Raw genomic sequence first — 23512 nt, forward strand, 5'->3', positions numbered from 1 at the left:
GTAACAGAATTTTTCTCATATTTTGGATCGCTGAGACACACACTAAAAGATTGTTGTAACCATGATCCAACACCCCTTAATCGCCCGCGAAGGCAAGTCTTCCCTGCACGCCTGTCACGCCATACTTCTTCTGGCGTCGGTCAGTATTTTAGCCCTGTCCCTGCCCGTTAGCGCCCATGCTGGCGACGGTGGGACTCAGGAAAATGTCGGCGGAAATGGCGGTGCTGCCGATGAAAACGGCGGCACCGGTTCTGGCGGCTATGGCGGCTTGGGTGGGAGTGCGGGCCAGGTCCCAGGCGCTTATGGCGAGAACGGCTACGACGGCAGTTCCGACGGCATTGAGGGCGGCGGCGGCGGCGGCGGCGGCGGCGGCGCATCGGGCTATGGCGGCGGTTCCCTGAACAACAACGGAACTCTTCGGGGCGGCAATGGCGGAAATGGTGGTTCCGCCCATACCGGATCCGTCATCGGTTTGTCAGGTAGTGGCGGCGGCGGCGGTGACGGCGGTCACGGCGCCCTTTATTTCGGGAACACGATCAATTCCAACACAGGCTCTATCACCGGCGGCGATGGCGGAGAGGGTGGAAATGGCAATTTGCATGCTGATGGATGGGGCGGCAGCGGCGGCATTGGCGGCTACGGTGTCTGGATTTCAGGCTCCTCAACCTTCAACAACGCGGGCACGATCACCGGTGGAAAGGGCGGCTACCCCGGGATCGGCGGCGGAAATGGCCCTGCAGGGTATGGCATCTATGCAGAAGATACCCATCTGATCAACAGCGGTACCATCGAAGGCGGCATTGAGCCTGTAGTAACCACCCATGCCGACGCAATTGTTTTTTATGGTGGCACCAACATCCTCGAACTGCATCACGGGTCAACAATTACCGGAAAGGTCCAGGCCTTTTCCGCTCTTGATACCCTGCGGCTTGGCGGCAGCAACAATTCCACCTTCAATGTTTCCGGCATCGGCGGACAATATACCGGCTTTGGACTGTTTGAAAAAACAGGGGCTTCCAACTGGACCCTGACCGGCTCCGGGGCACAAGACTGGACGGTCTTGGGGGGCACCCTGACCGGGAACAGCATCTCTCTGCAGGGCGACATCACCAATGACGCAACCGTTATCTTTGACCAAACCGTTGACGGCAGCTATGGCGGTACCCTGTCCGGTATCGGTGTTGCTGTAAAAACAGGCCCTGCCAACCTGACCCTGACCGGCTTGACCGATCAAAACTGGACCCTGATGGGCGGAACCCTGACCGGGGATAGCGCCTCCCTGCAAGGGGATGTTGCCAACAATGCCTCGCTTGTCTTCAACCAGACATTCGATGGCATCTATGACGGGACCATCGGTGGCAACGGGCGGGTTACCAAGGACGGTAGCGGCACCCTGACCCTGACCGGCACCCATGTCTATTCCGGGGGCACCCATATTGAGGAAGGCACCCTGCTGGTGAACGGCTCTCTCGCCGGGCAGACAATTATTCACAATGACGGCACACTGGGCGGAACCGGGTCGGTTGGGTCTGTTGCCACCAACGGCGGTACCCTTGCCCCCGGCAATGGCATCGGCACCCTGACAGTCAATGGAAATGTGGACTTTTCCAACGGCGGCACCTTTGCAGTGGACATTGACCCCGCAGGGGTCTCCGACCGCCTTGAGGTCACCGGAACCGCCACATTGACGGGCGGAACCGTGGCCGTTAAGGCAGGTGCAGGCAATTATGCACCGGACACCACCTACACCATCCTGTCTGCAGGCGGCGAACTGGGCGGCAGCCAGTTTAACACCATAACCTCCGACCTTGCGTTTCTGGACCCAACCCTCAGCTATAACGCCAATGACGTTCTCCTGACCCTGACGGAAAATGACCGCACCTTCGAGGACGAGGCAGACACCCCGAACCAGACCGGTTTGGCGGGAATTTTGCAGGAAAATCGGGACAACCCGGCGTTTAAACGGTTGGTCGGCAACCTGTTGCAACTTAACAGCGCCGGCGCCAAGAAGGCGTATAAGTCCCTCAGCGGCCAGCAACACAGCCACCTTCCCGGCTTGTCCCGTCCTGCACGTCAATCCTTCCAGAACCAGATTTCCAACCGGTTGGGCGGACGATCCTCCCAGCCCGGCACCAACTCTCTTGCTGCCGCGTTTGACGGAAATGACAGTTGGAGCCAGAGTGTCGCCGATGCGGTTCAGGCGGCCTCCTCCGCCACAGAACGGAACAGCCGTATCTGGGTTCGCGGTTACGGCGGGTTTGGTGATATTGACGGGGATGCCAATGTTGACGGTGCCGATTATGTCTATGGCGGTGCCGCCGTTGGGGCGGATACGGAAATCTGGCAAAACCTGATTGCCGGAGGGGCGCTTTCCTATACACGGACCCACGCCTCCTCCAACGGCGATACGGATGTGGACAGCTACCAGATGGCCGCCTATGGACGGTTCCAGCCCAACGCCTTCTATCTTGACGGCATGGTTGGCGGCGGACTGCACAAGACGGACGCCTCCCGCCGAATTGTCGTCGGCACCCTGACCGATACCGCCCACGCCGACTATAACAGTGTAGGTCTGAACGCCGGGTTTGAGGCGGGCTACGACCTGACGCCAGGACAGGGCGTGATCCTGACCCCCTATGCGGCCCTTCACTATGGCTGGCTGAAACGGGACAGCTTTACCGAAACCGGGGCCGGGGCTGCCAACCTGACCATCAACAGCGATGCCAGCGACAGCCTGCGCTCCACGCTGGGCGGCCGGGTCGGCTATGTTTTCAACACACCGGAAGGAACGACCATTGCAACCCGGGTCGAAGCGGCTTGGCTGCATGAATACAAAGACACCGGCAGTGAAATCAACGCCGCCTTTGCCGCGGCGCCGAACAGTGGCTTCCGCATCGAGGGGGCGGATACAGACCGCAACAGCGCCCGCATCGGTGCCGGTGTCACCGTAGGGCTCAGCAGCGATGTTGATCTTGACCTGTCCTATCAGGGGGATCTATCTGCCACAGAAACGGCCCACGCCCTGTCGGTGACCGCCCGCTGGAAATTCTAGGGAGCCTCTCCCTCCATGACCTGACAAAAAGGGGGCCGTAAAAACGGCCCCCTTTTCTATTTTGAACAATCGCCTTGTCGGCAGTAATTATTTCTGGACCTGCGTCACATCGCGGACCGCGCCGCGGGCGGCACTGGTGGTCATGGCCGCATAGGCCTGCAGGGCACGGGACACCACGCGGGTCCGCTGTTCGGTCGGCTTCCACGCATCGGCACCGCGGGCTTCCATGCGGGTGCGGCGGGCGGTCATTTCCTCGTCCGTGACGGCAAGGTTGATGGTGCGGTTCGGGATATCGATCTCGATGATATCGCCTTCCTCGACCAGACCGATATTGCCGCCTTCGGCTGCTTCCGGGGAAACATGGCCGATGGACAGGCCGGATGTCCCGCCAGAGAAACGCCCGTCGGTCAACAACGCACAGGCCTTACCAAGCCCCTTTGATTTCAGATAAGAGGTCGGATAGAGCATTTCCTGCATTCCCGGTCCGCCTTTCGGGCCTTCATACAGGATCACGACAACGTCGCCTTCCTTGATCTCGTCATTCAGGATGCCCTTGACGGCGCTGTCCTGACTTTCGAACAGGCGCGCCGGACCGGAGAATTTCAGGATGCTGGCATCCACACCGGCGGTTTTCACGATGCAGCCCTCTGCGGCGATGTTGCCATACAGAACAGCCAAACCGCCATCCTGACTATAGGCATGTTCCTTGCTGCGGATACAGCCGCCTTCGCGGTCCACATCCAGTTCCGGATACCGCTTGGACTGGCTGAACGCCTCGGTCGTCCGAACGCCGCCCGGACCCGCCCGGTAAAATTCCTGAACCGTGTCACTGCGGGAGACCTTCACATCCCAAAGCTCAAGCGCATCGGAAACGCTGGGGCTGTGAACGGTGGTCAGATCGTTGTGAATAAGACCGGCCCGGTCCAACTCTCCCAGAATGCCCATGATACCGCCAGCCCGGTGAACATCTTCCATGTGGTAATGCTGTGTGCTGGGCGCCACCTTACACAGATGCGGCACCCGGCGGCTGAGACGGTCGATATCCTCCATGGTGAAGCCAACCTCGCCTTCCTGCGCGGCGGCCAGCAGATGCAGAACCGTGTTGGTGGACCCGCCCATGGCGATATCCAGGGTCATGGCATTCTCAAACGCCTTGAAATTGGCGATTTCGCGGGGCAGCAGGCCCTTTTCATCCATTTCATAATGACGGCGGGTAATATCAACAACCGTCCGCGCCGCATCCAGGAACAGCTGTTTGCGGTCCGCATGGGTGGCCAGCAGGCTGCCGTTCCCCGGCAGGGCAAGGCCAAGGGCTTCGGTCAGGCAGTTCATGGAGTTGGCCGTAAACATGCCGGAACAGGAACCACAGGTCGGACAGGCGGAACGCTCAACCTCGGCGACCTTTTCGTCGGACACGTTGGGGTCCCCCGCCTGAACCATGGCATCAATCAGGTCGAGCCCGATTTCCACGCCATCGGCCATGCCTTTACCAGCCTCCATCGGGCCGCCGGAAACAAAGACGACCGGAATGTTCAGCCGCATGGCCGCCATCAACATGCCCGGCGTGATCTTGTCGCAGTTGGAAATACAGACCATGGCATCAGCACAGTGGGCGTTGACCATATATTCAACAGAGTCGGCAATGATCTCGCGGGACGGCAGGCTGTACAGCATCCCGTCATGGCCCATGGCAATCCCGTCATCCACCGCAATGGTGTTGAATTCCTTGGCCACACCGCCGCATTTTTCAATCTCGCGGGCGACCATCTGGCCCAGATCCTTCAGGTGCACATGGCCCGGCACGAACTGGGTGAAAGAGTTGACGACCGCAATGATCGGCTTGCTGAAATCCCCGTCCTGCATGCCTGTCGCACGCCACAGCGCACGGGCACCTGCCATGTTCCGGCCATGAGTGGATGTCTTCGATCTGTATTGCGGCATTTCCTTGTTCCCTGACTGGTTTACAAACTCTTTTTCATTCCTACCCCTTTAATCCCCAGAGGGCAAGCGGCTGAGAGGGCTTTTATACCCCTATTCGGCACAACACAAGGCAACACTATTTGATTGAACAATAATTACACAACACTACTTAAAGGTGTTTAAAGTAACCAAGTGAGTTTTACCATGCAATGTGAAGGTATTACACGCGCCGGGAAAAGATGCCGAAAAAAGTCGATCCCCGGTGAACTCTTCTGCGATACGCATAAACGGGTTCGGCGCACCCACAGTCTAGCACTATTATTTCCCATATTGCTCTTTTTTATTGTCATTAATTTCTTTTTCTACGGCATTTTGTTTGAAAGTATTATCCTGAACTATTTCGGGATCAGCTATCTGGCGTGGGCCGGGGTTGAGGATCTGGTCCTTGGAACTGTCCGCTATGGCGGTGTGGTCCTTGGCATTTCCCTTCTTGTGTGGATGGCCTACAGCCTGCTTCTGGGGCTGTTCCTTGGTTTTTCCCTGCTGGGGCGGGTCATCCTGAATCTGCGCGGGGAGAATTTGCCCTTCCGGACAAGGCTCGCCATTATCGCCTACAGCCTTGTGATTTTCCTGTTCAACATCCTGCGCCTGATCTTCCTGCCCCTGCCAACGACAATCCGGCGAAAGTCGGAAAAGTTCCTCTCGCAGAGGGAGCGGTTCGCCCTTGGCCTCCGCCGGTTGCGCCCCGCATCGGGAGCAACAACCCCGCCGCCTGGCCTGCCCGCCCGGACCGCGTGGCACTATTTCTCGCGCTTTGCCCTGCTGCAGCAGTTTGGCCGCCATCGCTTTTTCGCGCTGGCCATGATCATGGTTCTATCCAGCATCGGCCTGCTGACAGTTGCCGCAAACAAGGCGGGGAACACACTGACCTGCCTGCAGGAAACGGCCGCCCCATCCGCTGGCGGCACTCTCGCTCTGCCCTCCGGCATGACCCAGTATTCTGACTGTCCGGGCCTTGCAGCCTCCCCCGCCGCTTCTGGCGGTCACATGGCGAACCTGTTTTCCGTGGTGCCGGGCCTGCTGGATTTCCCGCTTGTCCGGGTCGATGGTCCGTCTCCGGCAGGCTGGATGATCTATCTTCGCACCACGTCGCGCTACACCCTGTTCTTTGATCCGGCAGGCCATAAACCGGTTGTGCTGCCGGGGGCCTTGGCTCTTAACCTGTGGCCTGCCGAACCGGCCCCGCCCAAGGACCGCTCCGCCCCGGTGTTGGCCCCGGCCCCTTCCTCGCAGTCTGAGCCTGCAGTTGTGGACACCCCCTCGCCCCTTCAGCGCTTGCTGCAGGAACTGGCCAACCTGAAGCGTCCCGCGCCCGAAACACCACCTGCGCAGGTTCCGGCTCAGGCAGCCCCCTTCGGGTATGACAGCTATACCGAGATACAGGCCGACCAGATCAAGGATCGCAATATCCCTGTTGGTTGCCTTGCCACACCCCCCAGCCTTGTCAGCCGCTTCCAGAAGGACAGCCACATCCTGTCATCGCCCGTGGATCAGCAAGCCCTGATTGACCATGCGACAAAGCTTGCGGCCCGGCCTGACGCCGCCGTTCTTGTGTTCGGATTTGCCGATCCGTCCGGGCGCCGGGGGTATAACAGCTATCTGTCCCTGAAACGGGCGGAACATATCCGCAAATGGCTGGTCAAGCTCGGCGTCGATAACAGCCGGATCATGACGCTGGGTTTGGGGGAAAACCGGTCCCGTTTCCTGCCGGAACGGCGGACTGAAATCCGCCTTTGTTCCTGACGGGGATGGGGTTACCAGATATAGCCGCGGGCCTCGATCCCCATGACGGAATAGTCGATGCGGCGGCGGGCGGCGGCTCTGGCGGCTCCGGCGCAGACCATCAAGGGCACCAGATGTTCTTCGCGGGGATGACAGGTTCCCGCGAACGGGGCCTGCGCCCAGCTTTCGAACTCGCTCTCCCGGTCCGGCTCGGCCAGTTCGGGGGACAGGACCACCCGGTCCAGCCAGCCATGAAACGCCGTGTTGATCTTTTGCACATCCGGGTTGTCGGCCTGAAACATCAGCGGGATATTGTGGAAGCTCTGGCCGGACCCGATAATCATCCCCCCTTCTGACAACAGGGGCGACAGGGCCTTGCCGATCGCCAGATGCCGGGCCGGATCAAGGGATCGTTCCAGCGATATCTGAAGCACCGGGATATCCGCATCCGGGTACAGCAGCATCAGCGGAACAAAGGTGCCGTGATCAAAGCCCCGATCGGGGTCGGCGGCGGCGGTGATGCCGGCCTCACCCAGCACGGCCCTGACCCGGTCCGCCATTGCCGGGGCACCGGGTGCCCCGTATTGAAGGGTGTAAGCCTCGGGCGGGAAGCCGCCATAGTCATAGAGCATACCGGGCGCGGCCCCGCTGCTGACGGAAACCGTGTCCGCCTCCCAATGGGCGGTGACCACCAGCAGGCAATCCGGCCGGGGCAGGTCCGCCGCCATGGTCTGCAACGCCGCGACCATTTCCCCGTGGCCCGGATCTCCCAAAAGGGGCATGGGACCACCCCCGTGCGATACAAAGACAACCGGCATTCTCACGGGACATTCTCCTTGTTCAGGGCCTGACTTCAACGTTCCCTATCCTTGCCCCGGACTAGCCTAAAATCAAGAGGACGGCCATCACAAAAAAGGGAGGCACAAGGCCTCCCAGTTTTGGTTTGGTTGGGTCGCACTTACGTGCTTCTTTTTCTTGAGAGCCACCCTAGCCCTAGGAGCGCAGCACCGAAAAGCAGCAGGGCCGGTGGCAGGGGAACTATGGAAATGCGAATGGCCATGTCGTCATAGTCATGGTCTCCGCGTCCGTCACCAAACAGGGCGATGACGGATGTGGCGCTTTCCTGGAACAGCGCAATGGAAAGATCGCCGTCGATGGTGCCATCATTGTCGGCACCTTCGGTTGTTGTTGTGTATTGCCAGCAGATAATAAACCAGATTGAACAGGTTTCAGACTCGGTTTCGAACCCGAACGGCAGGGCCCCGTCACTGGAGAAAGTCACCGTGGACGTATCTCCCACAACAGAGGTATCGTTGTTGAACAGGACCGATTCCGTTCCTTCCAGTTCGACCGCCTCGTTGGTGGCCGCCGCTTCGCTGCCAAGATAGGTAAAGGTTACCGTTGCCGGGGCACCATCCAGAAACAGGCCGGTTCCCGTGCCATCAGAACTGCTGTTGAACACCAGAACAATATCGCCATCAGTCAGGCCTGTGGTTGATGTCAGGTCAAATCCGTTCAGCGCCTCCGCACTGCCGCCGATAATCGAGAAGGTAGAAGCCTGAGCCCAGGCGGCACTGAAAAGAATGGCCGCACCTACCCCCGCCCCAATCATAAGTTTTTTAAGCATGGAATGTCCCCATCCTTGTATCGCAAGCACAGCAGATTGCTCTCGCAGGAACTCTTGCAGGCAACGACACAGAAAAAATGAATGATGTTAATCTGGATCAGGACAGGTCGGCTTTTTAAGGCCGGGCTTTACGCCAACAGCGAAACAGAGCGACCGTATCCCCGGACATGGAACGCAACGTCAATAGGCATCCGTCTTATCTAAATGCTTAACCTTTTGTTAAGTATATTAATAAAAAGCTAAAATACAATAATCCATGCCTCTTTTTGTCGTAAATCGGTAAAAATACTACCGCAGTGGGAGAGGAACGGGATGCTTTGAACAGCAACAGGTTCGAAACCGGCGCCAATACTGCACAAGAAGCCAGTATCAGGCCGGTCATCCGTCCCTTTTCCGTTAATCTGTTCCTGTTTCCCTCGAATCTGTAAGGACCATCGCCGCCCCTAGTGGACCTTTGCCCCGTATCCGTCCCAATAAGGCTTGCGAAGTTCTGTTTTCAGGATTTTCCCCGCCCCCGATAACGGCAGCGGTTCCGTCACGAAGGCGATACTGCGCGGGCACTTGAACCCGGCGATCAGGGAATGGGCATGGTCGATCAATTCATTCTGGGTCGCGGTTTTGCCATCCTGCAGGCGGATGACAGCATGGACCTGTTCGCCCCATTTTTCGTGCGGAATTCCGATCACGGCGCATTCCGCCACCAAGGGATGCTGATAAAGGGCATTTTCCACCTCGGCGGAATAAACGTTTTCCCCGCCGGAAATGATCATGTCCTTGACCCGGTCCACAATATAGAGAAACCCCTCATCATCCAGATACCCGCCATCCCCGGTATGCATCCAGCCATCCCTTTTTGCCTCGGCGGTTTGCTCGGGCTTGTTCCAGTATCCCAGCATCACGTTGTCACCGCGCACGCAGACCTCGCCCACGGTTCCGTTCGGAACCTCGCTCCCCTGCTCGTCCAGAATGCGCATCTCGACCCCATAAGCCGCCCGGCCCGCCGATTTGTAACGCCCGGCGTGGGGGCCTTCCAGCACATGAAATTCGGGTCCGGTAAAACTGACCAGCGGGGCACATTCCGTCTGGCCAAAAGCATGGGTGAACCCGCATCCCGGCAAGACCGACAGCGCCTTTTCAATCACCGCCTCCGGCATGGGCGACGCCCCGTAAAGGACATTCTCAAGACTGCCAAGATCATGGTCCGGCAAGGTGGGGTCATTGACCAGCAGGTTAATCATGGTTGGCACCAGAATGGTGCAGGTTATGCCTTCCCCTTGAATGATGGACAGGGTCGCCGCCGGGGTGAAGGCGGGAATGAACACATGACAGCCCAGCCCCATGGTGACGCCCAGAACGGCGCTGCCATCGGCGATATGGAACATGGGCGCGGCGTGAAGCCAGCGGCTTTTTTCGGAAAACTGGAAGGCAGGCATACCGTTCAGGGCATTGACCACCAGATTGCGATGACTGAGCATCACGCCCTTTGAAACCCCGGTGGTGCCGCCTGTATAATAAAGACCAGCCACGTCATCGCCGCCCCGGCCCGCATCCGCCACCGGCTCATGATCCCGGATCAACCCTTCATAGGACATCATCCCCTCCGGTGCGGGGCCATCGTCGCAATGGATCACCGTTTCAAGACCGGGAACGGCCTTTCGCAATTCCGGGACCATGGCCGCAAAGGCATCATCCACCAGAAGGATTTCCGACCCGGAATCATTCAGCCAATAGGCGATTTCCGGCGCTGCAAGACGGGTATTGACCGGCACAAAGACACCGCCCGCCCATGGTACGGCGTAATAGAATTCCAGATAGCGATCGGAATTGAGGGCCAGAATGGCAACCCGTTCCCCGTCGCCGATCCCAAGCGATCGAAGCCCGCCTGCGAACCGCTGTACCCGGTCCTTGAATTCGGCGTAGGTCCGGCGGCGTCCCTTGAAAACCGTCGCGGTCTGGTCCCGTTTGATCTGGACCGCACGCTCCAGCACCTGTGCAATCTGCATGTTTCCCCTCCCCTGTCATTCTATTTTTACAAGAGAAGTATCAGCGCAAAAACCCGCATCCGTAAAGATGTAAAAGTACCGCCGCACTGGGCAGACCGCAAAAACCGCCCCTGCCCGAAATAGAAAGCGGTTCAGGAGAGGGCGCGGGTCCGGTCAGCGACAAGCTTTCCAAGGATCAGGCACAGGAAGCCAAAGGCAAGGCCGAACAGCAATACAAAGATCAGGGGCAGCGCCGTATCCCCGTATTGCGCCAGCAGAAGGCCCGCAATGAAGGTACTGAGCGCCCCCATGCCGATTTGCAGCGAACCGGCCAATCCTGCCGCGGCACCAACCCGTTCCGGGTCCGCCCCGACAGCCCCGGCCATGCCGGAGGCAATGGTGAAACCGTTTCCAAGGGCGATCAGCGACATCAGCCCGAAAAAGGCCACCTTGTCCAAGCCCACCGTCAGTTCAAGGACCAGCATGACGACCGGTCCGACCAGCGAAATGCTGTTGCCAATGCAGACCATGCGGAAAATGCCCAGCCGCTGGGCAATGCGGGCGGTCATATAGTTTCCGCCGATATAGAAAACCGAAATCACCACCAGATAGAGGCCCAATTCCCCGGCGGTTCCCCCCATCAGGTTGACCAGCACATAGGGCGCCCCGCCCAGAAACGCGAAATAGGCGGACGTGTTAAAGGCCACCTGAAAGGCATAGGCGTTGAATTCCGGATTGGTCAGAAGATGCATGAAAGACCGCAACATGCCGCTGAAATTGGTGCGGTGGCGTTTTTCCTCGGGCAGGGTTTCATGGGCCCAACCGATGGAAGCCACCAGAAAAACCGCCCCGGCGGCAATCACAAAAACAAAGCTGGCCTGCCAACTGAACCAGTCCTCCAGCACGCCGCCAATCAGCGGGGCCAGTGTGGGGGCCACGACGATCCCCATGGTCAGATAGGCGATCATGGCCGCCGCCGTATCCGCGTCAAACAGATCCCGGACCATGGCCCGGCCGATCACCAGACCGGCACAGCCGCCCATGGCCTGAATAACCCGACCCGCGATCATGATTTCAATCGTCGGCGCGAACAGGCAGATCACCCCGCCCAGAAGAAACACCGTCAACCCGAACAGGACCACCGGGCGCCGCCCGAACCGGTCTGACACCGGGCCGTAAATCAATTGCCCCACAGACACGGCGGCAAGATACAGGGTCAAGGTAAGCTGCGCGGTGGCGTAATCGGTTTCGAACACCTGTTCCAGGGTCGGAAGGGACGGCAGGACGATATTCATTCCCATCGGTCCGGCCATGCTGAACAGGACCAGAACAATCAGGGGAATGCGCCGCGTCTGCGATATGTTGGAATTCGAAACCATAAACCGGGCCACTGTGAAAAAAGTACGAGGCAAAGAAGCCCGATAGTACAGTCCGTTTCGTTTGAATACAACCAATCTACTACGATTTCGGTGGTATGCCCCTATCCCTTCCCGCGCGCCTGCCTCAAACAAAAAGGCGACCACAGGGGCCGCCTTTTTCTCAAACCTTCAGCATTGATGCGAATGTGGGCCTAGAGTTCTCCCAGCCGGTCCGCAGCGTCTTTCAGCTTGGCCATCTTGACCTCAGCCTCGGCCAGTTTTTCCCGTTCGGCGGCGACCACATTATCCGGTGCCCCGCTGACAAATTTCTCGTTGCCGAGTTTCTTGTTCAGGCCGGTGATATAGCCGTTCAGCTTGCCGATTTCCTTTTCAAGACGGGCTTTTTCCGCATCAAGGTCCATGGCTCCGGCCAGTGGCAGGGCCACAACCGCGCCATCATGGACGAATTGCAGGGAGCCTTTGGGAAGCTCCGCATCCATGCTCTTGTCTTCAAGACGGGCCAGACGGGAAACGATATTCCAGTGACGGTCCAGACGGGCCTTGTGGGCGTCGCTGCCTTCATTGAAGATCAGCGGGATTTTCGCCCCGGCAGGAACGTTCATTTCACTCCGCACTCCGCGAATGCCGGTGATCAGGCCCTGAACCCATTCCAGTTCTTCCTCAGCCGCGGCATCAACCGCACCCGCAGGGTAAACCGGCCAATCGGAAATGATCAGATCATTTTCCCGCGCAACACCAAGGCTGCCCCACAGTTCTTCCGTAACGAACGGCATGAACGGATGCAGGATTTTCAGGATCTGGTCCAGAACCCACGCCGCCGTGGCGCGAGTTTCGGCTTTCAGGGCCTCGTCATCGCCCTGGAACGGCAGCTTGGCAAATTCCAGATACCAGTCACAGAACACGTTCCATGTGAAGGAATAGATGGCACTGGACGCATCGTTAAAACGATACCCGTCGCGCTGCCCTTCCAGAGCCTCGCGAACGGCAGCTTCGCATTTTGCCACCTCGCCGACGATCCAGCGGTTGACCACGTCCTTGACGGCGAACGGATCAAAGCCTTCATATTCGCGGCATTCATTCATTTCGCAGAAGCGTGCCGCATTCCACAGCTTGGTGGTAAAGTTGCGATAGCCTTCGACCCTTTGTTCGGACAGGCGGACATCCCGCCCCTGCGCCGCACTGGAGGACAGGAAGAAACGCAAGGCATCAGCGCCGTAGTTGTCCACAAGGTCAAGCGGGTCCACCACGTTGCCCTTTGACTTGGACATCTTGGCACCCTGCTCGTCCCGCACGAGGGCATGAATGTAAACCGTATGGAACGGGGCTTCCCCTTCCATGAAATGCAGGCCCATCATCATCATCCGGGCAACCCAGAAGAAGATGATGTCAAATCCGGTGATCAGCACGTCGGTCTGGTAGTATTTTGACAGCTCCGGCGTCTTGTCCGGCCAGCCCAGCGTCGAGAACGGCCACAGCGCGGACGAGAACCACGTATCCAGAACGTCCGTATCGCGGCTCAGTTCCTCATCCCGGCCATAATGGGCCTTGGCAGCGGCGATGGCTTCTTCCTCGGTTTCCTCGACGAAGATCATGCCATCCGGGCCGAACCATGCCGGAATGCGGTGACCCCACCACAACTGACGGGAAATACACCACGGCTGGATATTCCGCATCCAGTCGTAATAGGTGTTGGTCCATTTCGCCGGAACAAATTTTGTCTGGCCGGTTTCAACGGCGCGGATCGCCGGCTGGGCCAGCGTGGCCGCATCGGCAAACCACTGGTCGGTCAGGAACGGCTCGATCACCACGCCGGACCGGTCGCCATATGGCACCATGTGAACGTGATCCTCGATCTTGTTCAGCAGGCCAAGGGCTTCAATTTCCGCAACGATTTCCTTGCGTGCCTGGAACCGTTCCATGCCCCGGTATTTTTCCGGGACCTGATCGTTCAGGCAGGCATTCTCGTCCATGATATTGATCACTTCAAGACCGGCCCGTTTGCCAACCTCAAAGTCATTGAAGTCGTGGGCAGGGGTGATCTTCACCGCACCGGACCCCTGCTCCGGGTCTGCATAGTCGTCCGCCACGATCGGGATGCGGCGACCAACGATGGGCAGGATCACGAACTTGCCGATCAGGTCCTTGTAACGCTCATCCTCCGGGTGAACCGCAACGCCCGTATCGCCCAGCATGGTTTCCGGCCGGGTCGTCGCAACCGTGATAAAGCGGCCTTCCTCACCCTCGATGGGGTAATTGAAGTGCCACATATGGCTGTTGACTTCCTTTTGCTCCACTTCCAGATCGGAAATGGCGGTGTGGAATTTCGGGTCCCAGTTCACCAGCCGCTTGTCGCGGTAAATCAGGCCTTCCTTGTACAGCTGGACAAACACCTTGCGAACCGCACGGGACAATCCCTCGTCCATGGTGAACCGTTCACGGGACCAGTCACAGGAGGCGCCCAGACGGTGCAGCTGACCGATGATGGAGCCACCGGACTGCTCCTTCCATTCCCAGACTTTCTCGATAAACTTTTCCCGGCCAAGGTCGTGGCGGGTGATGCCCTGCTCGGCCAGTTGCCGCTCCACCACCATCTGGGTGGCGATGCCGGCATGGTCGGTGCCCGGCTGCCACAGAACATCCTTGCCGCGCATCCGTTCGAACCGAACCAGAATGTCTTGCAGCGTATTGTTCAGGGCGTGGCCCATATGCAGGTTGCCTGTCACATTGGGCGGCGGGATGACAATGGTAAAGGCGTCTTCACTATCGTTGCGGCCACAGGCAAAGGCGCCGCTTTCCATCCACTTGGAATAGAGTTTACCTTCGGCATCCTGAGGCCGATAAGTCTTGTCCAGCATTTGCTGATACTCTCTTTTCTTTATTTACGTTCAGATAAATTGGGTGCTTGGGCCGCCCAAGCGGCCCAGAGTATAATCGGCTCACCGCCGGGCAGGAAAGTCAAAAACAGACGTTTTTGCGGTTAATCGTCGTCATCCGCCCGATCAGCGAGCTTGCTCACCTCGCGTTCCACGATCCGCTGCACGATGGCGGCAAGATGCTCATCCAGCCAGTCTTTCAGCATGGGGCGCAGCAAATCCCGGACCAACTCCTCAAGGGTGGCATGGCCGTTCCCCATGGGCATTCCCCGGGACGAGGAAACCGCACCAGCAAGATGGGCGAAGGAACTTGTGGCGGCCGCCACGGTCGGATCAGCCAGCAGGCTGTCCACGCGGGACGGATTTTCCTGATAGGCAGGCGCCTGCACCGGAGGTTCCGGCTCAAACATCGGCTCGGGTTCGGTTTCAGGCTCGGGTTCCGGGTCAAACGCCGGGACCGCATCGAAATCAACCTCAGGCTCGGGCTCCGGTTCGAACGCCGGGACCGGGTCGAAATCAACCTCCGGCTCTGGCTCGGGTTCCGGCTCTTCCTCGTTAAAGGAAATCACCTCACCGTCGTCATTCACCTCTTCGGTGAGTTCCAGAACATCTTCTTCCGGTTCGGGCTCGGATTCGGGTTCCGGCTCCGGCTCGGCCTCGACAACGGGGTCTGGTGCGGCGGCCTGTTTTTCCGCAGAAGCGGCGGTGTCACCGTTCTCGTCGTCACCGTCTTCGGAAATAATGCGCCGGATAGACGCAAGAATTTCCTCCATTGTCGGTTCTTGTTCTGTTTTTGAATCACTCATCGTCTAAATCACCGCCAAGAGGTCACACAACTGCCAGAATGTAACGAAGAATAGCGCAGAGCGCTACCCTTCATCTGGAAGTTTCGTCCTATATCTTTAACGAATGTTTAATCAAGGCCGCCGTCTGTACCGAACCACTTGTCCCGAACGCGGGTGTAGTTCTGCTCGGGATCGTAGTAGTCAACCTCCAGTCCCAGTTCGCGGGCACCCAGATTTCCGACTGATGCCAGCACGCCAAACATGGCGATATACACATCCCGGCGGGCGGTCACAAGGTTCACCTGACTGACCAGAAGTTCCTGTTCCGCATCCAGCACATCCAGCGTGGTGCGGGAGCCGACCTGCGCTTCCTGGTTCACCCCGTCAAGGGCGATGGTGTTGGCGCGGACCTGTTCCTCGGTGGAAATGATCTGGGCACGGGCGGATTCAAGCTGCTCCCACGATTGGGTGACGGCTTCGCGCACTTCGCGAACGGCTGCCTCAATCTCGATTTTCCGCTGGCTGTTGACCTGCCGGGCCTGACGGACCTGACTATAGACGGCACCGGACTGATACAACGGCACCCGCAAGGTTGCGGAAATGGACCCGGTTTCACTCCACTGTGTGGCGGAATTCTGCTGATCCGCATAACTGAGCGAGCCGTCAAGGCTCACGGTGGGCAGCAACCGGCCAGAGGTGGCGCGGATATTGTGCATCGAGCTTTCCTCGCGATATTTCGCGGCCTCGATGGTCGGGTTGTTTTCCAGCCCGAGGGAAATGGCGCCGTCAAGGGACTCCGGGAAGTTTGGCGGTGTCTCCGGATAGCTGACAGAGCCGGGACGCTGTCCCACGATCCGCTCATAGGTGGCCTCGCTCGCCTTCAGGGTGCCGATGGCTCGAACCAGATCGGATTTTGCACCGGCCAGACGGGCTTCTGCCTGCGCCACGTCGGTCCGGGTAATTTCACCCACATCAAAGCGATCCTGTGCCGCTTCACGCTGGCGCTCCAGCACTTGAACGTTGTTCTGGTTCAAATCCACAACCGCCTGATCGCGCACCACATTCATATAGGCGGACACGGCAGATTGCAGAACGTCCTGCTCCACTCCGTCCAATCCGGCCCGCGCGGCCAGCACATCCGCCTCGGCGGAACTGGTTCTGGCGATCGTCTGGCCGCCGGTATAAATCGGCTGCGATACGGTCATGGCAACGGAACTTGGGGTATAGTCGTTATCGGCGCCGGTGCCGCTGTTCATGGAATTGTCGCTGTATTCAGCGCCAGCCTCGCCCACCACCGTGACGGTCGGGCGCCAGCCGGACAGGGCTTGCGAAACGCCTTCATCCACGCTGCGGACATTGGCGCGCTGCGCCTGAAGGGTCGGGTTGTTGGCATAGGTGAGTGCCAGCGCTTCCCTCAATGTCTCGGCTTCCGCCTGTGCGAAGGAAAATGTCACCGCCACCACTGACGCCACTGTCAGGATTGATTTTCTCATATTACCCGCCCTCATACCTTTCACGGTCTGCTATTCGCGTTCAAAGTTGTCTTGTCAATGCGTGCCGAAGCCCCTCTCCTGCCCGGCTGCACCTAAACTTTATACTCAGACGCCCTTTTACCAGCCGTTTTTACAGCCGACGACAGGAATCACGTAATGAATTCCGAACCTTGTGATCCCCATCATACATGATTTAGTTTTATGTTAGAGAAATAAAACTAAAAACTGAATTCTTCAGCCGGCCGCAATTCCGGAAGGGCCGGTACTGCGGCATCAAAGACCTGCTCGTCATGGAACCGGTCGCCCTTGCGATAGATAACGGTGGCAACACCCGGGTTCGTCCCGATCACACAGATCAGGCGTCCGCCATCGGCCAACTGGTCCAGCAGGGCTTGCGGCACGGCCGGAATGGCGCCGTTCACATGAATGACGTTATACGGCCCCTGTTTGGCATTGCCGTCCTGAAGGTTTCCTTCCACAACGGCCACGTTGTCCGCTTCCAGCCGGGTCAGGATCTCGCTCGCCTTTTCCACCATCCCTGCGGTGCTTTCAATGGCGACAACCGCCTGCGCCAGTTCACCCAGAACGGCGGAGGAATATCCGGTGCCGACCGCGACATCCAGAACCACGTCGCTTTCCTCAACGCGGGCTTCCTGCAGCAGGCGGGCAAAAACCCGCGGCTCGATCAGGTAGCGGCCTTCCGCAATGGCCAGATCCTCATCCATATAGGCGACCCCGCGCAGGTCTTTCGGAACGAATTCTTCCCGCGGAACCGTGTTCATGGCATCGGCCACGCGATCACTGGTCACATTGTTCGGACGGAGCTGGCTGAGAACCATGCTAAGACGTGCTTCGGCGAAATTTTCGGTCATTACCCTATTCCGATTTCCCTATACTCATTGCAATGCCCCCGACGGCAAAACATCCGGCGCCACCGCAACGGCACAAACCGCAACGGCGCAAGGGGGTTTGCTGCCTTATACTGAATGTGGACGGAGAATGGCAAGAAGGAAGCGTATCTTCGCCTTCCTTTTCGGGGAATTTTCAGGGAATTGACGACCAGACGTGATATTTTCGCACATCCCCCTGCCCCAGCGGCCCGCCCGGCCCGCCCGGCCAAGCCAGCAAACATCCCGCCCAAAACGGGAAAGTGAAAAAATTTCCCGCTTCAGGCAGGATAGCAATTGACCAACCGCGTCTGTCGGACTATACAACGCATCTCAAACGCCAACCCACCTTCCAAAGGTGAGGACGCGAGGCCTGGTGGCGGAGTGGCGACGCAGCGGATTGCAAATCCGTGTACACCGGTTCGATTCCGGTCCAGGCCTCCAATCTTAAGCCCTTGAAAAACATAGATTTTTCGAGGGTTTTATTTTTATCAATCTGTATACCTAAAGGAAACTATGACGATATTACGGATCATAGTTTAATTATCCTCAAGCTCCCTCATCAGACGCATCATTTTTCTTACCCCTACTAGGCTCACACTGATAGAGCCTGAATAAAATATGATAGAGATCTGGGTAATAGTAAGAGGAGAGCCTTCTAGTGAACTCGAACAGATCGACTCCTAGGGCTCTTGCTGTAGGCTCGAACTTATCAGCAGCCAACTTCATACGTCCTGACTCGATGTTCGAGTAGGTAGTATAATGAGGGAAACCAATAAACTTATTGACTTCTACTTGTGTCATCTCGACCTTCTGTCGCAACCCTTTAATATAAGCTCCCGCTTCAGGATATCTAGCGATTTTAGATGTCATAGTTCTACTCCATGTCGTGTACTAGGGAGACTTATAAAGGAAAGTTTCCGCTTTGCAATACACCTTCCGGTAGGGGCGAAATGACACATGCTTTCAAAAAATGTAACTTGATGAACCCTCCTCAACAAAACAAATCCCTTCCCGGACATAGCATCCTGCACAGCAAACCCAGTTCACCCTATCGCCATGGTCAAATTCGCCGACACTCGCATCCAACTCAAATTTTTATGAGCTTACCACATAAACATCGGGCAGATTGAACCCCAGCATCGAAAACATCACAGCTAAACCACCACATCATCGAAATCCAAAATCACCACATCAGCGTAACATATCAGAATTTACACCTGAAAACCTACCTAACAACCCAAAGGCAGCCCTCTCACTCCCGGCTTTCTTCCCATTCATCGCCGAGGAGTTCCGGCTCATCGAACGCGATGAAGTCGGTCAGGTGTTCGTGTTGCCCTGCCTTGAACAGGGCCTTGACCAGATGATCGACCAGTCGTTCGGTGCCTGTGTTGATGCCGGGGATGTCGCTGCTGACGGGGGCGTGGCTGAGGGTGGCGGCGGCGTTGAAAAGGTGCAGTCGTTCCAGAAAGGCGGCGCGTTCCTCGTGTCCCGGCTTTGGCAGGAACTGGAAACCCTCCCCAAGATAGGGATAGCGGAGCAAGGTGTCGTCCTGCTGATCTTCCGGGGGGTGATACGCGTCCCGCCACAGGCGGATATCGTCCGCAAAGGGCGCCAGTTCCGGCTGCTGCGTCACATCGATGGCGTAGCCGGTACCGAAAATGACGAAATCGGCCCGCCGCTCGCCCCGGCCGGTTTGCAACACCACCTGATCGTCCTGCATTTCCATGGAATGGATGGGTGATCCGGTATGCAGGTGAAAACCCGGATGGGCCTTCAGGCGCAACATGGACGCCCGCGGCGGCGCCACCCGCGCATCCAGCCCCGTTTTCAGGAACTGCCAGCGCAGGGCATCCTCCAGTGCACAATAGCCCCGCATATACCCCGGATAAACGATCCCCTTGAACTTGTTCAGGCGGGGAACCTCTGGGGCGCGGATCAACATGCGCACCTCGCGGGCCCCGGCCTCAAGGGCCATGGCCGCATTATCCGCCGCCGAGGCTGCCGCCCCGACCACAACAATCGACTTGCCCGTCAGGGCCCCAAAATCAATATCTTCCTCTGTATGGGCGTATCGCTCTCGCGGCAGGCCGGACACCCCATCCGGCAGGGCGACACCACCAAAGGCTGCCCGTCCGGTTGCCAGAACCACGTGACGGGCGAAGACGTCCTCCCGCACGCCGTCCCGGTCCAACGCAAGCCGGAACAGGCCCCCGGCGCCATCCGCCCCGCACGCAGGGTCTATTCGGCGAAGGTCGGTATTGTTTTCAACGGGGATCTCCAGCACCTTACGGTACCAGCGAAGATAATCCATCCACTGCTCACGCGGGATGCGGTCCAGTCCCTCCCACGCACCCGCGCCCTCGGTCGCTTCGAACCAGGCGCGGAAGGTCAGGTCGGGCAGGCCCAGATTCGGACCGGTCAAATGCTTGGGGGATCGCAGGGTGCGCATCCGGGCCGTTGTCACCCACGGCCCTTCCTGCCCTTCCGGGCTGCGATCAAAAATCCTGAAATTCTGAACCCCTTCTCGCATCAGGGCAAAGGCAAGCGCAAGGCCGCAGGCGCCGCCGCCGATAATTGCCACATCCAGCGCCGCCCGACCATCAGGCGCCGTCTGCCCCTTAACCCAGTTGGCGGCCGGAAAATTCAAATAACGAAGATGACGACGGAGCTGTTGTTCAAGTTGGGCAAGACCGGCATTGTCCTTGGGCATGTTTTTGCTTCTTGTTTTTTGTCTGTAATCGAGTAATCAAAGCCTTTACCATACAGACCAGATCACACTGGATTAAACAAAAAACGCGATACGGAGTATGTTATGCGACTGATTTTGGCCCTTTTGCTGCCCTTCATGGTGTTCTTTACCATCGGACGTCCTTTTCAGGGCATTTTCTGCCTGATCCTGCAATTGACCATGATTGGCTGGATCCCGGCGGCGATCTGGGCGGTCTATGCCCTCAGCCAGTATAAAACCGATCAGAAAATCCGCGGAATGCACAATCAAGGGTAAACAACCCCAGACAATTCTCATACAGAATTATGTGGTAAATCGCGGAAATTAAAGGTTTTTTCAAAGTCCTGAAAAAAAATTTAAAAAAAATGCAAAACAGGGCTTGGCAGGTCAATCTGCAATTGCTATAAGCCGCGAACCCGATGAGATCGGGCCACTGATCCCCGATAGCTCAGTTGGTAGAGCAGCTGACTGTTAATCAGCCTGTCGCAGGTTCGAGTCCTGCTCGGGGAGCCAATTCAAAAAGGCCCTTGGCGATAAAACGCCAAGGGCCTTTTTCTTTGTGCGCCGTGGACAGGCGCCCTCACCCGCTGTCTTTTCCCGACCCATTTCTTGAACCGGCCGCCTTGCCGTGCCATCATTCCGGAAAACAAGAACAAGGGGGGAAACCATGCCGTACCAGTTTATTGCCGTGGACCGGGAAAACCACATCACCACAATCACCCTGACACGGCCAGAGGTGATGAACGCCATCAATCCGGAAATGCACGAGGAATTGCAGCAGGCCTTTGATGAATTTGCCGCGGATAACGACCAATATATTGCGGTGATAACGGGGGATGGAGAGCGGGCCTTTTGCGCAGGCAGCGACCTGAAGGCCATTGCCGGGCGCGACCCTGAAAAACGCCATGCCTATCCGGCAAGTGGGTATGCCGGTCTGATTGAGCGATTTGATCTGGACAAACCGGTCATCGCGGCGGTCAATGGCATTGCCCTTGGGGGTGGTTTTGAAATTGCGCTGGCCGCGGATCTGATCATTGCGGCGGAGACAGCCAGCTTTGGATTGCCCGAGCCCCGTGTCGGGGCCATCGCCATTGGCGGCGGCATTCACCGTCTGGCCCGCCAGATCGGGCAGAAAAAGGCCATGGGCCTGTTGTTGACCGCCGATCGGGTTTCCGCCGCCGAAGGGGAAAAGCTGGGCTTCGTCAACGAGGTGGTTCCGGCAGGCGACCTGAAAGCCGCCACCCGGCGCTGGTGTGACCGTATTCTTGATTGTGCCCCGCTGGCCATTCGGGCGACCAAGCAGGCTTTTTACAAGGGTCTTGAAGAAGAAAGTCTGGAACAGGCCATGGCCGCCCAAGCAGGCTATCCCGCTTTTCAGACATGGCGCCATGCGGAAGACACGGTGGAAGGCCCCCGCGCCTTTGCCGAAAAGCGCAAACCCCGCTGGCAGGGAAAGTAACCGATCCGTCAGACCGTCCGGCCAGCCGGGCTGACGGTCATTCCAGCAGGAAATCCGGCCCGGCCTCCAGAAAGCCGCGCCCATAGGTCCGTCCGCGCCCTTCCCGACTGGAGAAATCCAGTTCGGTCGGGTCGCCGCGATCTGTTCGGCAGAATTCCCCCGGCCCATCCCTGTCCGCATCCGGCAAAGCCGCACCTGCGTCCGGTACACCGACCAGATGACGCAGCGCCTGTGTCTCCCGCTCTGCTTCAAGGGCCATATCCTCTGCGTCCGGCCCACCATTGTCATTGGCGGGAATATCCCGAAGAAAGGCGTCAATCTCCGCTGCCGTCATGAACCGGATGCCGGTCCGTCCTGACAGCTCATCGCGCCCCTGTTCATTCTTAATTTTTTCCTTCTTCATTTTTCCTCTCCCTTTCCTAACCTAGGTATCGGCCTGCTCCGGCCTTGTGATTATTCCTGTGGCCCCTGCCCGCTGTTGCATGCCCCGCAAGTAGGCATTCATGGAATGGCCGAAGCCTTTCAGCCGCACCGCCCGCCCCACATGACAATAAAGGGCGGTCTGATCCTTCTGGCCGCGAACGCTTCCGAAAAGGGGATAGCGCGTCACCAGATCGTTGCGGTTTTCATAGCGGGTCACCCGAAGGCGGGCGTTCAGGCCGCGGACAAAAACCTCATCCCCCACACGGGGGCTGGCAAAACAGAACACCCGGTCCCCCCCGCAAAGGCCGCCCGCCAGCACCGCAATGGCCGCCCCCATGGAATGACCGGTGAAAAAGACGCGCTCCGCTCCTTTCAGATGGGCGCGAATGGCCGGCAGCAGGCTCCACAAGGCGCGGTGATACCCTTCATGCACCCGGCCCGGCCCCATCCACGGCACAAGATCCGTCTTCAGGTTATGATCAAAGTTCCGCTCGCCCTCTTTACGCCACACGGTTCCCCGCACGGCGACCACCGCCTTGCCACCCTTTCGGCCCAGCCAGCAGCGCACCCCCCGGTTCCCGAAGGCCTGATAACTGAAGCCAAGACGCGCCGCGTCGCTGGCCCCGTCGTCCAGATAGGCGATCCGGGCACATTCCACTGCAACAACCGGCCTCATCGATCATCCGCATTCCGGTTTTTCCCCACATTCCCCGCCAACAGGTTCAGAACCTGCAACAACCGGTCAAGCCGCCTGTCATTGGACCGGCTGGGCGTCAGGGAGGTGATCAGGGTTGAAAACAACACCAGAAGGGCCAGAATTTCAGCGCCTCGCGATAGGGAATCTGTGAATTTTTGCAAGATAAATGTCTCGTCCATAGTCTTTCCTTCACGGGGTAAAAGGTCGGAGGGTCTGCCCGATCCAGGCGGCAAAGGTGGTTAACGCAATAACCAGCGTCCCTGTGATGCCGATAACCTTGACGGCACCGCGCCCCATACTGACCTGCAGGCTGAGCGATTTCACATCATCCCGCAGCTCGACCATATCCAGATGCAGGTTCTCGATCCGGGCCCGCATGGACCCGATTTCATGTTCCAGTTTTTCCATGGGATTTTCCGTTT

19 protein-coding genes and 2 tRNA genes are annotated in these 23512 nt (G+C 58.2%); 6 read left to right on the forward strand and 15 right to left on the reverse strand.

Features of this window, described 5'->3' with window-relative positions:
* Positions 1–61 precede the first annotated feature (61 nt).
* Positions 62–3052, forward strand: a complete 2991-nt coding sequence (locus tag FQB27_RS13335) for an autotransporter family protein (RefSeq protein WP_169561553.1) — start codon at positions 62–64, stop codon at positions 3050–3052.
* A gap of 87 nt (positions 3053–3139) precedes the next feature.
* On the opposite strand, the gene ilvD is transcribed toward FQB27_RS13335, so the two are convergent.
* On the reverse strand, positions 3140–4993 hold the full coding sequence (gene ilvD, locus FQB27_RS13340) for a dihydroxy-acid dehydratase (protein WP_169561554.1): 1854 nt from the start codon (positions 4991–4993) through the stop codon (positions 3140–3142).
* A 351-nt stretch (positions 4994–5344) separates the two neighbouring features.
* Between ilvD and FQB27_RS13345 the strand changes: the two genes are divergently transcribed.
* Complete coding sequence (locus tag FQB27_RS13345) at positions 5345–6775, forward strand: OmpA family protein (RefSeq protein WP_169561555.1); 1431 nt, start codon at positions 5345–5347, stop codon at positions 6773–6775.
* Positions 6776–6786: 11 nt separating this feature from the next.
* Here the strand turns inward: FQB27_RS13345 and FQB27_RS13350 are convergent, their stop codons facing one another.
* The 8 genes from FQB27_RS13350 to FQB27_RS13385 all read right to left on the reverse strand — a co-directional run bounded on the left by FQB27_RS13350 (position 6787) and on the right by FQB27_RS13385 (position 17765).
* Positions 6787–7536 carry a DODA-type extradiol aromatic ring-opening family dioxygenase gene (locus tag FQB27_RS13350; protein WP_206374665.1) on the reverse strand — a complete coding sequence of 250 codons (750 nt, stop codon included), beginning with the start codon at positions 7534–7536 and terminating at the stop codon, positions 6787–6789.
* Positions 7537–7712: 176 nt separating this feature from the next.
* A complete protein-coding gene (locus FQB27_RS13355; protein ID WP_169561556.1) occupies positions 7713–8381 on the reverse strand; it encodes a hypothetical protein in 669 nt (222 codons plus the stop codon).
* Between the two features lie 443 nt (positions 8382–8824).
* Positions 8825–10384, reverse strand: a complete 1560-nt coding sequence (locus tag FQB27_RS13360; protein WP_169561557.1) for a long-chain-fatty-acid--CoA ligase — start codon at positions 10382–10384, stop codon at positions 8825–8827.
* 131 nt (positions 10385–10515) lie between these two features.
* Positions 10516–11742, reverse strand: coding sequence for a multidrug effflux MFS transporter (locus FQB27_RS13365; protein WP_169561558.1), 1227 nt, complete (start codon positions 11740–11742; stop codon positions 10516–10518).
* 191 nt (positions 11743–11933) lie between these two features.
* A complete protein-coding gene (locus FQB27_RS13370; RefSeq protein WP_169561559.1) occupies positions 11934–14597 on the reverse strand; it encodes a valine--tRNA ligase in 2664 nt (887 codons plus the stop codon).
* A 122-nt stretch (positions 14598–14719) separates the two neighbouring features.
* Entirely contained in the window at positions 14720–15388 is a 669-nt protein-coding gene (locus FQB27_RS13375; RefSeq protein ID WP_240953512.1) for a DUF2497 domain-containing protein, read from the reverse strand.
* Positions 15389–15528: 140 nt separating this feature from the next.
* Positions 15529–16893 carry a TolC family outer membrane protein gene (locus tag FQB27_RS13380; protein WP_169561561.1) on the reverse strand — a complete coding sequence of 455 codons (1365 nt, stop codon included), beginning with the start codon at positions 16891–16893 and terminating at the stop codon, positions 15529–15531.
* Between the two features lie 218 nt (positions 16894–17111).
* A complete protein-coding gene (locus FQB27_RS13385) occupies positions 17112–17765 on the reverse strand; it encodes a protein-L-isoaspartate O-methyltransferase family protein (protein WP_169561562.1) in 654 nt (217 codons plus the stop codon).
* 385 nt (positions 17766–18150) lie between these two features.
* Between FQB27_RS13385 and FQB27_RS13390 the strand changes: the two genes are divergently transcribed.
* Positions 18151–18224: transfer RNA gene (locus FQB27_RS13390), tRNA-Cys, on the forward strand.
* A gap of 105 nt (positions 18225–18329) precedes the next feature.
* Here FQB27_RS13390 and FQB27_RS13395 read toward each other — a convergent pair.
* Together FQB27_RS13395 and FQB27_RS13400 are read right to left on the reverse strand one after the other, a co-directional pair.
* A complete protein-coding gene (locus FQB27_RS13395; protein ID WP_169561563.1) occupies positions 18330–18653 on the reverse strand; it encodes a helix-turn-helix domain-containing protein in 324 nt (107 codons plus the stop codon).
* Positions 18654–19035: 382 nt separating this feature from the next.
* On the reverse strand, positions 19036–20493 hold the full coding sequence (locus tag FQB27_RS13400) for an NAD(P)-binding domain-containing protein (RefSeq protein WP_169561564.1): 1458 nt from the start codon (positions 20491–20493) through the stop codon (positions 19036–19038).
* 102 nt (positions 20494–20595) lie between these two features.
* Here FQB27_RS13400 and FQB27_RS13405 point away from each other — a divergent pair, with 102 nt between their 5' ends.
* The 3 genes from FQB27_RS13405 (at position 20596) to FQB27_RS13415 (ending at position 21970) form a co-directional block, all read left to right on the forward strand.
* Positions 20596–20787 (forward strand): YqaE/Pmp3 family membrane protein, encoded by a 192-nt coding sequence (locus tag FQB27_RS13405; RefSeq protein ID WP_169561565.1) that lies wholly within the window; start codon positions 20596–20598, stop codon positions 20785–20787.
* A gap of 161 nt (positions 20788–20948) precedes the next feature.
* Positions 20949–21024: transfer RNA gene (locus tag FQB27_RS13410), tRNA-Asn, on the forward strand.
* Between the two features lie 154 nt (positions 21025–21178).
* Entirely contained in the window at positions 21179–21970 is a 792-nt protein-coding gene (locus FQB27_RS13415; protein ID WP_169561566.1) for an enoyl-CoA hydratase-related protein, read from the forward strand.
* A gap of 37 nt (positions 21971–22007) precedes the next feature.
* Here FQB27_RS13415 and FQB27_RS13420 read toward each other — a convergent pair whose 3' ends face one another.
* From FQB27_RS13420 to FQB27_RS13435, 4 genes are read right to left on the reverse strand one after another with little or no spacing between them, the layout of a single operon-like run.
* Positions 22008–22373, reverse strand: coding sequence for a hypothetical protein (locus FQB27_RS13420; RefSeq protein ID WP_169561567.1), 366 nt, complete (start codon positions 22371–22373; stop codon positions 22008–22010).
* A 21-nt stretch (positions 22374–22394) separates the two neighbouring features.
* Positions 22395–23069 (reverse strand): lipase family protein, encoded by a 675-nt coding sequence (locus FQB27_RS13425; protein ID WP_169561568.1) that lies wholly within the window; start codon positions 23067–23069, stop codon positions 22395–22397.
* Positions 23066–23269 carry a hypothetical protein gene (locus FQB27_RS13430; RefSeq protein WP_169561569.1) on the reverse strand — a complete coding sequence of 68 codons (204 nt, stop codon included), beginning with the start codon at positions 23267–23269 and terminating at the stop codon, positions 23066–23068. The genes FQB27_RS13425 and FQB27_RS13430 overlap by 4 nt, the downstream gene beginning before the upstream one ends.
* A gap of 10 nt (positions 23270–23279) precedes the next feature.
* Positions 23280–23498 carry a hypothetical protein gene (locus FQB27_RS13435; RefSeq protein ID WP_169561570.1) on the reverse strand — a complete coding sequence of 73 codons (219 nt, stop codon included), beginning with the start codon at positions 23496–23498 and terminating at the stop codon, positions 23280–23282.
* Between the last annotated feature and the right edge of the window lie 14 nt (positions 23499–23512).

The organism is Sneathiella chinensis, assembly GCF_012720115.1.
Taxonomy (GTDB): Bacteria; Pseudomonadota; Alphaproteobacteria; order Sneathiellales; family Sneathiellaceae; genus Sneathiella; species Sneathiella chinensis.